The 14539-nt window shown below is 63.0% G+C and carries 8 protein-coding genes; 3 read left to right on the forward strand and 5 right to left on the reverse strand.

Annotated features, from left to right (window positions below; translation table 11 throughout):
• Nucleotides 1-43: 43 nt before the first annotated feature.
• The 3 genes from O3303_RS18820 to pbpC form a co-directional block, all read right to left on the reverse strand.
• Nucleotides 44-1195: an efflux RND transporter periplasmic adaptor subunit gene (locus tag O3303_RS18820; RefSeq protein WP_269559909.1), complete on the reverse strand. Its 1152-nt coding sequence runs from the start codon at nt 1193-1195 to the stop codon at nt 44-46.
• Between the two features lie 234 nt (nt 1196-1429).
• Nucleotides 1430-2788: a TolC family protein gene (locus O3303_RS18825; RefSeq protein WP_269559910.1), complete on the reverse strand. Its 1359-nt coding sequence runs from the start codon at nt 2786-2788 to the stop codon at nt 1430-1432.
• Between the two features lie 449 nt (nt 2789-3237).
• On the reverse strand, nt 3238-5649 hold the full coding sequence (pbpC, locus tag O3303_RS18830; RefSeq protein WP_269559911.1) for a penicillin-binding protein 1C: 2412 nt from the start codon (nt 5647-5649) through the stop codon (nt 3238-3240).
• A 78-nt stretch (nt 5650-5727) separates the two neighbouring features.
• On the opposite strand from pbpC, the gene O3303_RS18835 reads away from it, so the two are divergent.
• Nucleotides 5728-6327, forward strand: coding sequence for a Uma2 family endonuclease (locus O3303_RS18835; RefSeq protein ID WP_269559912.1), 600 nt, complete (start codon nt 5728-5730; stop codon nt 6325-6327).
• A gap of 108 nt (nt 6328-6435) precedes the next feature.
• Here the strand turns inward: O3303_RS18835 and O3303_RS18840 are convergent, their stop codons facing one another.
• Nucleotides 6436-11979 (reverse strand): alpha-2-macroglobulin family protein, encoded by a 5544-nt coding sequence (locus O3303_RS18840; protein ID WP_269559913.1) that lies wholly within the window; start codon nt 11977-11979, stop codon nt 6436-6438.
• 154 nt (nt 11980-12133) lie between these two features.
• Here O3303_RS18840 and O3303_RS18845 point away from each other — a divergent pair, with 154 nt between their 5' ends.
• On the forward strand, nt 12134-12532 hold the full coding sequence (locus O3303_RS18845) for a hypothetical protein (RefSeq protein ID WP_269559914.1): 399 nt from the start codon (nt 12134-12136) through the stop codon (nt 12530-12532).
• Nucleotides 12533-12660: 128 nt separating this feature from the next.
• On the opposite strand, the gene O3303_RS18850 is transcribed toward O3303_RS18845, so the two are convergent.
• Entirely contained in the window at nt 12661-13017 is a 357-nt protein-coding gene (locus tag O3303_RS18850; protein WP_269559915.1) for a hypothetical protein, read from the reverse strand.
• A gap of 247 nt (nt 13018-13264) precedes the next feature.
• Between O3303_RS18850 and O3303_RS18855 the strand changes: the two genes are divergently transcribed.
• Complete coding sequence (locus O3303_RS18855) at nt 13265-14173, forward strand: LysR substrate-binding domain-containing protein (RefSeq protein WP_269559916.1); 909 nt, start codon at nt 13265-13267, stop codon at nt 14171-14173.
• Nucleotides 14174-14539 lie beyond the last annotated feature (366 nt).

Genomic DNA, 14539 nt, shown 5'->3' on the forward strand with positions numbered 1-14539 from the left:
GCTTCGGCAAGCGGACGCCAGATGAAGCATGACGTTCTGCTGCTTACTTAGCGGCGCTGGCTGGGGCTCCGGCGCCGGCGGTAGCGGGCGCGCCGGTGGTAATCGGGCCGCCGTCGCGGAGGCGGTTGAGGCCTTCGGTTACTACCTGGTCGCCGTCCTTGATGCCGTTCATGATGACGATTTGGTCGCGGAGGCGGGGGCCGAGCTGCACTTTGCGCTGGTAGGCCTTGCTGCTGTCGCCGGCGATGAACACGAAGTTCTCGCCCATCTGCTCTACCACGGCCTTAAACGGCACCACCAGCCGGCGGCCCGACTGCCGGTTGAGCACGTTGAGCACGGTGCTCATGCCGTCTTTCAGGTCGCGCTTGGAGTTCGGGAACTGCACCCGAATCTGGATGGTGGCGGTTTGCTGGTTTACGCCCCGGTCGATGGCCAGCATCTTGCCGGGCTGGGCGTAGCGCGCGCCATCGGGCAGCACGAGGCGGAACGTGGAGTCCTGGCCGCTGCCGCCCTGGCGCTGCAAGTCGGCGAAGCGGCTCAGGTCGGCGTCCGGAATCACGAAGTCCACGCCCATCGGGTCCTCGGCGCTGATGGTGTTGAGCAGCGTAGTGCCGGGGCTGACCTGCGCCCCCAGCCGCACCTGCGAAATGCCGATGCGGCCGGTGAAGGGCGCGTTAATCACGGAGTAGTCGAGGTCGGTGCGGGCCAGGGCCACGTTGGCCTGGGCCTGGGCCACCTGGGCCTGGGCGGTGGCGTAGCTGGTCTGGGCGTTGTCCACCACCTGCCGGGCAATGGCATCCTGCTGGGCCAGGCGCTGGTAGCGGCTCAGGTTCACCTGGGCGTTTTGCACCACGGCCTGGGCGCTGCGCACACCGGCCAGGGCCTGCTGGTAGGCGGCCTGATACTTGCGGCGGTCAATCTCATAGAGCGGCTTGCCCTTCTGCACCACGTCGCCGTCCTTGAAGTAGATCTGGGTGATGAACCCGGCCACCTGGCTGCGCAACTCCACGTTGTTGAGGGCCACCACGGTGGCGGGGTACTCGTCGTAGTACACGGCGTCGGCGGTGCGGGCGGCTACTAGCGTCACGGGTGTGGCGGGCGGCGGCCCGGCGGCTTTTTCGTCTTCTTTCTTGCCGCAGCTGGCCAACGCCAGCAGGCTGGCAGCGAAGGAAAAGCGGAGGAGGGTATGTTTCATATGAAAAGCAGGAGCAGCGAAAGATGAGGGGGCTGGCGGGCGGTGCGGGTGCCCAGGGTTGAAACCCTGGGCTATGGAGGGGGCGTCTGGGTGGTGTAGAGACGCGACACTTCGCGTCTCGTCGTTGCTGAGGTTGGGCAACCGGCGTAGTTCCGGCCGTTCAACGACGAGACGCAAAGTGTTGCGTCTCTACATCGTTTAACCGGCATGGTTCCGGCCGTTCAACGGCAAGACCTAATACTCCGTCGGCAGCTCGCCGAGGGCGCGGAGTAGGTCCACTTTGCTGCTCAGGAGCTGGAATAGGGCGGTGTAGTAGTTGAGCTGGGAGGTGCGCAGGGTGGTCTGGGCCACAATCAGGTCGATGTAGGCGCGGATGCCTTCCCGATATTGCAGGTTGATGACGTCGTACACTTCCTTGGAGGCTTCCAGATTGCGCTTGCCCAGCATATACTGCGTGTAGTAGCCCTTGTAGTTGGCCAGCGCCGTGGTGTACTCGGTGTTAATCTGGTTGCGGGTGTTGCTCACGTCCTCGTCGAGGCGGGTGTTTTCGAGGCGGGCGCGGCGCAGGTTCTGGGTGCGCCGGAAGCCGGTAAACAGCGGCAAACCGAGCTGCAGCCCAGCGTAGGAGTTGGGGAAGCGCGTGCGGTACAGGTCGCTGGCCGAGTTGTTCTGGAACACCGAGTTGTAGTTGCCAAACGCCGACACCGACGGCAGGAAGCCCAGCCGGTAGTAATCCACCGTAACGTCCTGCAACGACTTCTGGGTCTGGAGCTGCTGGATTTCGATGCGGTTGCTGATGTTCAGGGCCACGGCCGTGTCCATGGTGGCGTCCAGCTCCAGCTTCAGCGTGTCGTACTGCAGGGCCAGGGGCCGCTCGGGCGACAGGCCCATCAGCTGCTTGAGGTAGGCCAGGCGCGCCTTAATGGCTTCCTGGGCCTGCTTGCGGCCGGTGAGGGAGTTGTTAAGCGAAATTTCGGCCTGCAGGTACTCGGTTTTGTCGGCAATGCCGGTTTCGTAGCGGGCCCGGGCGTCGCGGTAGTTGCGCTGGAGGCGGGAAATATCCTGGCTGAACACCTCCAGCTGGCGCTGGGCCAGCAGCACGTCGTAGAAGCCCTTGCTCACGTCCGAAACGGTGGCAATCTTCACGTTCACGGTGTTCTGGGTGGCGGCCTGGTTGTTGAACCGCTTGCTGCGGGCGGCTAGGTACACGTCGTTGTTGTAAATCACCTGCGTCCCGCTCAAACCCACGGTGGTCACGTTGCGCACGCCAATCTGGCGGGGCGTGAGCGTGCCGGTGGTGGGGTCGGGGAAGATGGTGAACGGCAGCTGGAAATAGTGCTGGGCCGTGCCCTGCACGCCCACCTGCGGCAGCCACGCCGCCAGCGCCACCTGATTGTTGGCCTGGGCAATTTCCTGGTCGATGCGGGCCTGCCGCACCACCGGCTGGTTGGCCAGCGCCACATTCAGGCACTGATCAAGGGTGAAAACCTGGTTGGCAGGCTGGGAGGGAGGGGCCGATTGGGCCAGCGCCGCGCTGGGCGCAAGCAACAGCAAGCCAAGCAGAAGCCGGAGCGCCTGTTGTAGGTGTGTCATACGGAAGGAAATGCAGTTACTCCGATACGTAACTGAGCGGTTCAGGGCTGGGTGACCCAAAAGAAGCGGTAGGGCAGATGCCCCGAGGGACACCGGCAGCCGGGGGGAGGCTGCACGAAGGGCGGAGGCCGAAGCCGGTTGGCGGGCCGAAGAGCGTGGGTGCGCGCTTCGGGTAGTAGCCGAGTGGAAGCTGGTCAAACCCGTCGTGCGCCGAAAGGTTTTGCGGAGCTTTTACGAAACGGCCTAACAGTACCGCCCGGCTTACGGCAAGCAGAGGCAGCCCCGCCGGTCCGACGGCTTTTTTCAGCCGTCAGTCCGGTCGCCGTTTGGGCATTCCGGTGGATACAACCTGCCGGCCCCGGCGTCAGCACGCAACGACCGGCCCGACGGCTGAAAAAAGCCGCCGGACCGGAGCCGTTCGGCAGCTCAGAGCATAGCAGTTCGCGCTACTACTCCAGCTCCGTCACCGTCACCAGCACGTCGGTGTTGCGGCCGTGGTCGTCGGCGCAGGAGATTTTGAGCGGGCCGGGTTGGGGCCGGAAAAAGACCCGCTCGGTGGCTTTAGCGGTGCGCAGAAACCGGTCGTTGATGTACCAGTGCACCTGGCGCACCTCGTTGTCGGTGGTGCAGCTGAGCAGGAGCTGCTGCTGCTCGTGGGCGTTGAGCACGTACTCGGTGTTGGCGGTGGGCGAGGTGATGGTGGGAGCCAACTCCCGGCCGCCGCGTACCAGCTGGCACTGCGGATTGTGGGCCGGCAGGCGGCGGTACGGAATGCCCTGGGCTTCCTTGTAGGCGGCCACCTCGGGCAGCAGATTCGGGTACAGCTCCCGCCGGTAGCCGGCCGCCGGCGCGCAGGCCCGGCAATACGTAAAGCTCCCATCTTCTGACACCAGCACCTCGCGCTGGTGCTGGCAGCGCTGCCCACTGCTCACGTTGGGCAGGAAGTAGTCGATGAGCTGGTTGGGGCAAGTCTCACTCGGCACGAGGCCGCTTTCGGCGCACACCAGCCGGAAATCCAGCGCGGCCGGGGGCGCAAACCAGTCGTTGGGCGAGTTGTAGGCCAGGGCGTTGAACAGGTCGAAGAGCAAAGGCGTGGCCACGTCGGCTCCAGTGAGGGCCGGGCTGCCCTGGCCGCTGAAATTGCCCAGCCACACTCCAATGGTGTATTCCCGGTTGTAGCCGATGCTCCAGGCGTCGCGGCGGCCGTAGCTGGTGCCGGTTTTCCAGGCCACTTTGGGTAGCCGCATGCTGCTGGCGGCGCCTAGCGGCAAATCGGGGCGGGTGAGCTGGCTGAGGATGTCGGTGGTGAGGAAGGCGGCGGATTCGGAAATTAGCTGGTTGCCGTTCTGCCGGGGCACCCCACCCCCCGGCCCCCTCCCCTCCGGGAGAGGGGGAGCCTGACGAAGACGTTGAACGAAACCATTCGGCTCCCCCTCTCCCGGAGGGGAGGGGGCCGGGGGGTGGGGTGCCCGGTAGCGCAACGGTGCGTACTGCCCGGCATCGGCCAGCGTCACGTACAGGTTCGTCAGCTCCTCCAGGCTGGCGCCACAGCCGCCCAGGATGCTGCTCAGGCCCAGCTGGGTGCGGTTGCGGGTGATGCTGCGGAAGCCGGCCTGGCGGAGCTTGTCGGTGAAGGCAGGTACGCCGAGCTGGTTGAGCACGCGCACGGCTGGGATGTTGAGCGAGTAGGCCAAAGCGCGCTCCAGCGTCACCTCGCCGTTGCAGTGCTTGTCGAAGTTTTCGGGGCGGTAGCCCTGAAAGTTGGTGGGCACGTCGGGGAGCAGCTGCTTGGGCGTGACGAGGCCCCGGTCCATGGCCAGCGCGTACAGAAACGGCTTGAGCGTGCTGCCCGGCGAGCGGACCGCCACCACGCCGTCGTTCTGGCCCTGGCTGGCGAAGTCGCGGAAATCGGCCGAGCCCACGTAGGCTTCCACCTGCCGGGTGCGGTTGTTCACCACCAGCACGGCCGCCTGCGTGATGCCCAATTCGCGCAGGCGGCGCACGTAGCCCAGGGTCAGATCTTCAGCCTTACTTTGCTTGCTGCGCTGCAGGCTGCTGCGGATGATGGCCGCGTGCGGAAACTGCCGTACCAGTCGCCGCGCCAGATGTGGGGCCAGGGTGGGCGCGGCGTGGCGCTGCACGTCCAGGGGTTCCAGCAGGGCGTCGGCCACGTCCTGCGCCGGGAACAGGCCCGCCGCTCCGAAGCGCCGCAGCCACCGGTTCCGCTCCCGCAGCACGGCCGCGTTGTTCTTGCCCAGTACCAGCCCGCGCGGCCGGTTCGGGATGATGGCCAGCGTCACGGTCTGGGCCAGGGAGAGGTAGTCGGGCGTTTGCTGGAAGTAGAGCAGCGCCGCCGACTTCACGCCCTCCACGTTGCCGCCGTAGGGCACCAGGTTCAGGTAGAGCTGCAGGATTTCGTCCTTACTGTAGTGGGCTTCGAGCTGCACGGCCCGGGCCATTTCCAGCAGCTTGTTGGGCAGAGTGCGCTCCTTGGGTTCCAGCAGCCGGGCCACCTGCATGGTGATGGTACTGGCTCCGGTGGTGCGCCCCGTTCCAAACACGTTGCGCCCGGCGGCCTGCACCAGCGCCCCCAGGTTTACCCCAAAGTGCCACCGAAACCACCGGTCTTCCTTCTCGATGATGGCGGCCCGCAGCACCGGCGTAATCTCGCGCAGCTCGGTCTTCATCCGCCACTTCTGGGTGGGGTTGAGGTAGGCGTGCAGCACCGAGCCGTCGGCGGCCAGCACCAGGGGCGAGTACTGCGGGGCCGGCGGCACTGGAAACGCCCAGTCCAGCCCCAATAGAAGCAGCAGCAACAGGCCGAAGCCCGCCAGGATACGGTAAATGGGGCGGCGTTTCACAAGGGCAAGTTAGCGGATGCGCAGCCCGCGCCGGTTGATTTGCGTCGTATATTCGTTTGGTTCTCCACTGCTACTGCCATGCCCGTCATCACCGATATTTCCCAGCTCGACCTCACCAAAACCTACACCTACGCCGACTACCTGACGTGGCGGCTGGAAGGAATGGTGGAACTCATCAAAGGCAAAGTGCGCCGCATGAGTCCCGCGCCCCGCGTGCGCCACCAATCCATTTCCTTTCAGTTGAATACGTTGATCGGTATAGTCTTGCGCGGTAAAACCTGCCGGGGCTTCGCCGCGCCGTTTGATGTTCGCCTGCTGAAAACCTCGCCCAACGGCGACGCGCAGATTACTACCGTGGTGCAGCCCGACCTCTGCGTGGTGTGCGACCCGGCCAAGCTCGACGAGTTCGGATGCGTGGGCGCGCCCGATTGGATCATCGAAATCCTGAGTCCCGGCAACACCGCCCACGATAGCAAAACCAAGTTCGACCTCTATGAGGAAAACGGCGTGCAGGAGTATTGGATGGTAGACCCCGGCCTGAAAAACATAGTGGTGTACACGCTGGGCGAAACGGACCAATATGAATTGCAGGGCGAGTTTTACCAGCCCGGCCCGATTCCAGTGGCTACGCTGCCCGGCGTGGAACTGGAGTGGACGGAAGTGTTTGAGGGGATATAGGATAAATCAGCTGTCATCCTGAGCAGAGCGAAGGATCTTATCACGTGGACACGGCTCCTGCGTGATAAGATCCTTCGCTCTGCTCAGGATGACAGACGTTTTTAGATTCTATCGCACCCGCACCACGCCGGCTCCATTGTAGCTGTGGTACTCGGCGTTGTACATGGCGTCGGCGCTGACGGGGCCGAGCTTGAAGGTGCCTTTGCTCACGGCGCGGCAGAGGTAGTAGAACGACTTGGGCTGGGGCGTGACGGTGGTGAAGAGGTTGATCCGGTCGTCGCGCACGTCGAGGTAGTCGGGTTGGGCGGCGTCGGTGGCCCAGGTGATGTCGCGCACGGCGCCGATGCGCGGGTTTTCGATTTCCAGCCCGGCGGGGAGCAGGTCGGTAATGGCCACGTTCTTCACTTCACCGGCCGACTCGGCCGACTGGATGGTGATTTTCACGACTACCAAATCGTTCTGGCGGAAGCTGGTGCTGCTCACGGGCTGGCCGGTACGGTTCAGGAACTGGCGGCGCACCTGCAGATAGGCGTCTTCCTCGCGGACCTGGCCGGTGGGCGAAATGCCCTCGGTTTCCCAGAAGTAGTAGAGGCTGCCTTTGCCGCTGGTGCGCAGGGCCAGCTGGCGGTTGGCCACGTTACTTACCGTGAGGTCCTTGCCCGAGAAGTTGCCGATGGCCTTGCCGTCGGCCAGCAGACTGGCCGTGACGGTGCTGCCGGCGTTCTTCTTGGCCAGCTTGCCCAGGGCCAGTAGCGCGAAGGCGCGTTCCTGGGTGCTGAGCCAGCCGGCCTGCTTCACCTGGCGGCTGAGCTGGCGGGCCAGGATGTTCACCTGGGCGTTGGCGGGGTCGGCGGCGAGCAGGGCGTTGAGCACCAGGGCCTCGTCGCGGATGGGGGAGGAGAAGGCGCCGTCGAGCTGGCGGCCGGCAATGGACTGCACCCCAAATCGGGTGGGCAGGGCCTCCCGGTAGCTGCGCTGGTTGCCGCTCAGGGCGAAGGCCGCCGCCAGCAGGTAGCGGGAGTCTTCGGGTAGCAGCTTGCGGTTGGCTTTGTAGTAGTTCAGGCCCACGGCATCGGGGCGGCCGGCCAGGGCCAGCACGTAGAGCGAGTAGGCAATTTCCTTCTTGGCCAGCGTGGTAGGCTGAATCACGCCGCCGGTCTGGATGATGTTGTAGGTCTCGGTTTCGCGCTTGCGTACGCGGGCCTGCAGGTAGCGGAGCACCCGGTCGAGTACATTTTTATTCACGTCGAAGCCGGCTTGCTGGGCTTCCAGCAGGAAGTGGGCGGCATAGGCGGTGGCCCACCAGTTGTCGTAGTCGCCGCCGGGCCAGTAGCTGAGGCTGCCGTTGTACATCTGCTGGGCTTCCACCTTGCGGATGGCTTCCTGCACGTGGTAGTTGGGATTGTATTTAGTGCTTAGTGCTTTGTGCTTAGTGCTTAGGTCGTTCTTCTGGCCCAGGGTGGCGGCCAGGTCGCCGTAGTAGAGCTGCGGGAAGGCGGCCGACACGGTTTGCTCCAGGCAGCCGTAGGGGTATTGCAGCAGGTAGCGCAGGTCCTTGGCAAACTCCGTCATCGGCGAGCGGCTCACCACCAGCTGGCTGCGCAGGGAGGAAGGCAGGAAGTCGGTGCGCAGGTTCAGCTGCTGGGCCGCGCCGCCCGCCACCACGCCCGCCCCCGTGCGCTTCTGTAGCGGCGAGGCAGGACGGATAGGTAGTTCGATGGTTTCGGTGAAGGTTTCGTTTGTTTTTGAATTCTTAACTGTAATTACAACGCTACCAGTGCCAATAGATGGCTTGGCATTGACCCGGAAGCTAATGCGTTTCTCTGTGTTGGGAGGAAGCTTAACAGCATATCCAGCAGGTTCTACCTTGTCTGGTAAAGAGCCATCTTGAATTAAGGGTTCGGCTGATGCAAGAGGGCCAGTGAGCTGTTTCTTGACCATAACCCACATTTCCTTACCCGTCGTATTTGTCAGCGTCACTGGCACGTCAATCGTGTCGCCGGGGCTGAGGAAGCGGGGGAGGGCCGTCGAAATAACTACCGGGTCGGCCACTTTCATCGTGTGTTCGGCGGAACCGAAGGCGTCGCCTTTGTAGGCCACGGCCATGATGCGGATGGCGCCGCTGAACTGCGGGATTTGCAGTTTGTAGCGCACCTTGCCGCTGGCGTCGGCGGTGAGTACGCCGCTCCATTTGGCGAGCAGGCGCACGCGGCGGTTGGGTACGGGCGTGGTGCGGCGCGAGAGGTCGTAACCGTCGCCGCCGGTGCTGCTGGTGCCCAGCTCAGGCAGCAGGAAGGGGTACACGTCGTAGGCTTGCACTTCCAGGGCGCGCTTCTGGTAGAAGTAGCCGTAGGGGTCAGGCGTGCGGTAATCCTTCATCTGCAGGATGCCCTCGTCCACCATGGCCAGCGTCACCTGCGCGCCGGGAGCAGTGGTGACTTCAATGGTCTGGGCGGTCTGGGAGCGGCTTTGGGCGGGGGCTTTGATGGCTACCTGCAGGCGGGCGCCGGGCTTCTCTACCGTCAGCGGCACAAAGCCCCGGGCCACGGTGAGCGGCAGGCGGTTGTCCTTGATTTCGCGGATGGCGGTGGCCGTCACGTAGATGTTGGGCACGTGGTTGCCCCGGATGGGCACGTCCACCTTGGCCGATTTCTCGTCGGTGGTCACGTAGAAGTGGTCGAGCACCCGGTCACGTTCCACGGTCACGAGCACGCGGCCGGGGAAGGGCGTTTTCAGCAGCAGGTGGGCCACGTCGCCGGGCTCGTACTTGGACTTGTCGGCCTCAATGGTCACCTCGCCCTCGTTGTTTACCTCGAAGGAGTTGCTCTGGGTGTCGCCGTAGCCGTAGGCGTACACGCGCCGGGCCACGTAGGTCACGGCCCCGGTGCCCGACACCCGGATTTCGTACTCGCCGGAGTAGGTGGGCGTGAAGTTCAGGCCGGCATCCTGGCCCGCGCCTTTCACCGACACCACGCGGTTGAGCACCACTTCCTCGCGCTTCTGCGAGTTGTACACGTAGCGGCCGCCCTGACGCTCAATCACCGTCTCCCAGAGCAGGCGCACCACCTGCACCCGGGCCTGGGACGTGGTGGGCTGGCCGGCCGGCGTGAGGGCCGCCAGCTGCACGGCCAGCTGCTGGCCGGTGCTCACCAAGTCGTCGGCGCTCCGGATACCGAACAGCACCGGCTGGGTCTGCACCTCAAACGTGGCCAGGCGGTTTACGGGGCGGCCGGTTTCGTCGAATACCGTGGTGAAGGCTGCGCCTTCCAAGATGCCGAGGTCGGTGTAGTCGGGTACCTGGTAAGTGGCGGTGCCGCGGCCGGCGGCGTCGGTGGTGCCTTCGCGGGTGGTTTTCTCGAAACGGTCGGAAATGGGCGTCGATTCCAGGTCGCCGTAGCTGCCGCGCCGCTTGTCGCCGCTGTTTATGGCGAAGGTGTACTGCTCGTAGCCTTTCGGCTTGAAGGCTTTTTCCTTCAGCGAAAACTCGACTTCAAACTTGCGGTCGGCGGCCGGCGGGCCAAACAGGTTCTGGGCTGTAATCTGGGCCGAAACCGACTGCCCGGGCTTCACCACGGCGCGGCTGGCTTTCACCGTCACCTTCATGCGGTCCGGAATAAACTCCTCCACCGACAGCTGGCGCGAAGTCAGCAGCACATCGTTACCGGTGAAGACTTCCAGGGTGTAGAGGCCGGTCATCACGGCCGGTGGCAGCAGGAAGCGGGCCTCGAAGGAGCCGGCCGCGTTCAGGGTTTTCTGCAGGCTGGCGTACTCCTTGCCGGTGGGCAGCAGCAGCCGGATCTTCACCGGCAGCCCCTTGGGCGGCGCCTGCCAGTCCTCGGTGCGCAGTACGGTATTGGTCTGGATGGTGTCGCCGGGGCGGTACAGGTCCCGGTCGCCGTAGAGGAAGGCCTGGTAGCGGGCGGCGTTGGTTTGCAGGCCGCCCACCTCGAAGCGGGAGGTTTCCACGCGGCTGCGGCTCAGTTCGAGGAAGGTGAAATCGTTGCCCTGCTGGGCCATCACCATGCCCAGCCGGAAGCGGCCGTTGGCGGCCGTGCTGTCGAAGCGGGCCACGCCGTCACCATTGGAAATGCCGGTGCCCATTACCTGGTTGTTGGTGCTGATGTAGCGCAGCTCCACGCCAGAAAGCGGCTTGGCGTTGCGGATGGAGTTGGCAAACACCAGCGTGCTGCCGGCCTTGCCCTGTTTCACAATCAGGCCGATGTCCGACACGGCTACCAGCTTGCTCACCTGCAGCCACTGCCGCTCGGTGTCCTGCACGCGTATCACGTACAGGCCCTTGAGGCCGCCCGAAAACTCCAGGTCCTTGAGGTTCAGGTTCAGCAGCCGCAGCCCCTGCGCCTTCGGCAGCCCCGACACGGTGTAGGTGCGCTCCGTGAGGACGTTGCCCAGGTTCTCCACGTCGTAGTACTGGAAGGAGCGGTCCACGTATTCGCCGCCGTCGCCTTCTTCCTCGCTGCTTTCCTCGCCGTCGTACTCGGGGTAGCCGTACTGGCTGCCGCCGCGCAGCAGCTGTTGGATGTTGTTGGCGTAGACTTTGGCAATGGTCACCTTCACCTGGCCCACCTCGTTGATGCGCACGCCCAGGTTGCGGGAGCCCAGCGCGTCGAGGTACATGGCCTTCTCCTGGCTGGCGAAGCTGATGGTGGGCCGCTCGTCGGAGAAGCTCACCGACTGCGTCACAGCCTCGCCCAAGATGCCGCCCAATCCGCCGCGCAGGCCCTGGTTCACGCCAATCTGGTAGCTGCGGCCCACCTCGAAGCCGCCCTTCAACCGCACACCATTTTCCACTTCTTCCACCTCGTAGGCCACCTGCGGCGACACCGTCAGGAAGCTCTGCAAATCGGCGGCCGTCACGGGCTGGTTGGTGGTGATGAGCACCACCGGGTCGGCGTTTTTCAAGGAGCCTTCGATGGAGCTCACCAGCAGCGCCTGCGGGTCGGGCACCGTCACTTGGGTTTCGTAGTCAGCAGTGCTGGGCTGGTCGCTGCCCACGGCGTGCAGGCCCTGGGCCAGCGCCACGGTGAGCGGGGAGCCAGGGCGCACCTGCTGGTTGAGGCTCACGTGCACCACCTCGCCCGGCTCGCCGCTGACCTCGAAGGCCACGGGCTGGCCGTCCTGAGTCACGCGCAGTAGGGGCTTCACGTCGGCGGGCTTCACGGCGTAGTTGAAGGGCAGCTCCACGCGCATTTCGGCGGTGCCGGCTGCCCGGCTGGAGCGGCCCCAGAACGCCTGCGGCGTCTGCATTTCCAGGTACGGCGTGTGGAATTTTTGGCGGTTCTCGGGCAGCTCGGCGTTGCGCCGGGCTTCCGGCAGCGCCTCCTTACGCAGCGTGGCCTTGAAGGCGGTGCTGGGCTTGAAGGGCGTGCTAGGCGAGAACACCAACTCCCGGTCACTGTTCCACTTGAACTTGCCACGCACGGCCGGCTCGAAGCTGACCACCTGCACCGTGTCCCAGCGGTCCTGCAACTCGGGCGTTACCACGGCATCGGCAAACTGAAACACGAGGTTCTGGTACGGGTCAATTTCCTCGCCGTTGGGGTCCTGGCCGGCATCAGAACCGGACTTGGAGCAGGCGCACAGCAAAGCCAGCAACACCAGCAGCGGCAGGCGGGAAAAGGAGCGAAACAGCATGGAAGGGGGAGGAGTTAGGAAAGACGCCGGAAGGTATATAAAAACGGCGTTCCTACTAGGTTTTGTATAGGTTTGAGTGGGAATAGTTATTGGGTTTCTGCCAACCGATAAATGAGTGATGACGAATAATATAGTGGAGGTAGCTACTCGTATAGTGAGCACACTTTTGGTTAACACGAATGTTGAAAGCTTTGGTGTACTTCATCAAAGCCCATACATCCAGTTTAGGGAGGAACAGGGCGATATAGAGCTTTACTTCGATGCTGGTGTTACTTTCTATCCTCAGCGGGATGATAAGTTGAGTGAAGCAGAACGTATGTTGCTGGGAATGAATAGCGTTAATCTGAAGCGAGTAGTGGATGCTTTCTGTACCGATACCGCAGATTTGGAAGTGCGTTTTGATGACGGCTCATGGTTCAGAATTAACGGTACTTCTGAGGAAGGAAATGAGCCTTGGCAATTGTCAGATGGTACAAGCGTAGATGAGGGCGGTATTTTGCTTATAGCCTCATCAGGAGACTCGAATTATGCTGTCTGGGGAAGTCTTGAATAGTTTAGCGCTGTCTCCAGCCACTCAACGTCTAACTCCGGCAACATGTGTGTTGCAGAAGGTAGATAGAAATGCAGAAAGCCTACCCACGCATGTGAGTAGGCTGCTGTCTGGCAGAAAGCACCTAAAACTTAGCGCCGGGTGAAGTGCTGGTAGACGCCTTTCAGAAACTGAAAGCCACCAAAAATGACAGCGCCCCAGGTCATAACGTAAGAGCCGCCGTCGGAAGCCAGCGCGAACGTCACGCCGGTAACTGCGCAGCCGCCCAGCAGCCACAAGCCGCCGTGCAGCATGTTTTTGCGGGCTTCCTCGCGTTGGTAGGCAACAAACTCCGCACGTAGGCCGCTGGTGATTGTCGTAGCACTTTCAGTGTCCAGTCCTTGCTCTTGCAGCTGACTTTGAATCGTTTCATCAGGCAGGCCTTTGGCCATCAGGCCGGCGGCGAAATCATACACTTCCTGATTAGGCTGTTGTACAGCAGTTTCCATAATAAAGCAATTGTATAGTTTGTGGCTAAGATAGGGAGAGGCGGACTAGCCCCCTGATTTTTTTAGTTCGCAGCAGGACAGATTTAGCGTTTTTGCTGCCCTCGATGCAAACCTCTACGAGAACGTACGATTGTGCCGCTGGTATCTGCGCCTCCATTCGCACTGGCTATCCAATGGCAGACGTTGCGCAGCGCAGTTCGTGCGCCAACACCGTCCAAAAGCCGGCCGGACGCGTACCTTCGCCGCCATGCTTTCCCACGCCCACGAAGTCTTTCTGGAAGTTGCCCGGCAGCTGAGCTTTACCAAGGCGGGGCAGACGTTGTTTCTGAGCCAGTCGGCGGTGAGCAAGCGAGTGCGGGCGCTGGAGGAGCACTACAAAACGGGCCTGTTTGAACGGCTCGGCAATGCGGTGCAGCTCACGGCCGCCGGTGAGCTGCTGTACCGCAAGCTGCTGCTGGCCCGGCAGCTGCAGCACGAGCTGGAGCAGGAGTTTACCGAGCTGAGCCCCGAGTTTCAGCCGCGCCAGCAGATGGTGATTGGGGCCAGCACCACCATTTCGCTCTACGTGATTCCGCCGGTGCTGTCGGCGTACCTGGGCCGCTACCCGCACACCCAGCTTACGCTCAAAAACCGCAACTCCGAGAACATCCTCAAGGCCCTGCTGGAGCACGAAATCGACCTGGGCATCATCGAAGGCATCCACAAAGTCAGCCACGTCACCTACACCCCGCTGCTCACCGATGAGGTGGTGGCCGTGTGCTCGGCCCGCAACCCGCTGCACCGCCGCGAGCTGGAAGCCCAGGATTTGCGCCGCACGCCCGTGGCGTTGCGCGAAACCGGCTCGGGTACGCTGGCCGTGCTGGAAGAAGCCCTGCAAACCCACGGCATCCGCCTCACCGATTTGCCGGTGAAAGTGCGCCTGGGCGGCACCGAGGCCCTCAAGAACTTTGTGCGGGTAGATACGTGCCTGGCGTTTCTGCCCCGGCAGTCGGTGATGAAGGAGCTGGCCGCCGGCGAACTGGTGGAAGTGCCCGTGCGCGACCTGAACTTGGTGCGCCACTTCGATTTCGTGCAGCGCAAAGGCACCGAAAACAACCTGCCCTACAAGACCTTTGTGCAGTTCGCGCGGCGGTATTACGGCAACGCGCAGCGTTAGTAAAGCAGGGGCAAACCCAGAACGGCATTCCGAGCCTGCAAGGAATCTCGCGTGCTGATGCCTGACGGGTGTAGAGACGCGTATTCGCGTCTCGTCGTTGAACGGCCGTAACGGCGCCGTTCAAAAAGACACCAAATTACATTGAACGTCATGCAGAGCCGGAGGCGAAGCATCTCCCATGCTGACGTTGAGTTACCATTGCAACATCAGCACGCGAGATGCTTCGCTGCGCTCTGCATGACGTTCGGCTGTTTTCTACCCAACATCAGCAACGGCGAGACGCGAAGTGTCGCGACTATACATAGTCCGGTTGTCATTCCAAACAGGCATAGCCTATTCCAATAAGGCGTTTGGTTTCGGCATATG

It is taken from the genome of Hymenobacter canadensis, from assembly GCF_027359925.1.
In the GTDB taxonomy this organism is placed as follows: domain Bacteria; phylum Bacteroidota; class Bacteroidia; order Cytophagales; family Hymenobacteraceae; genus Hymenobacter; species Hymenobacter canadensis.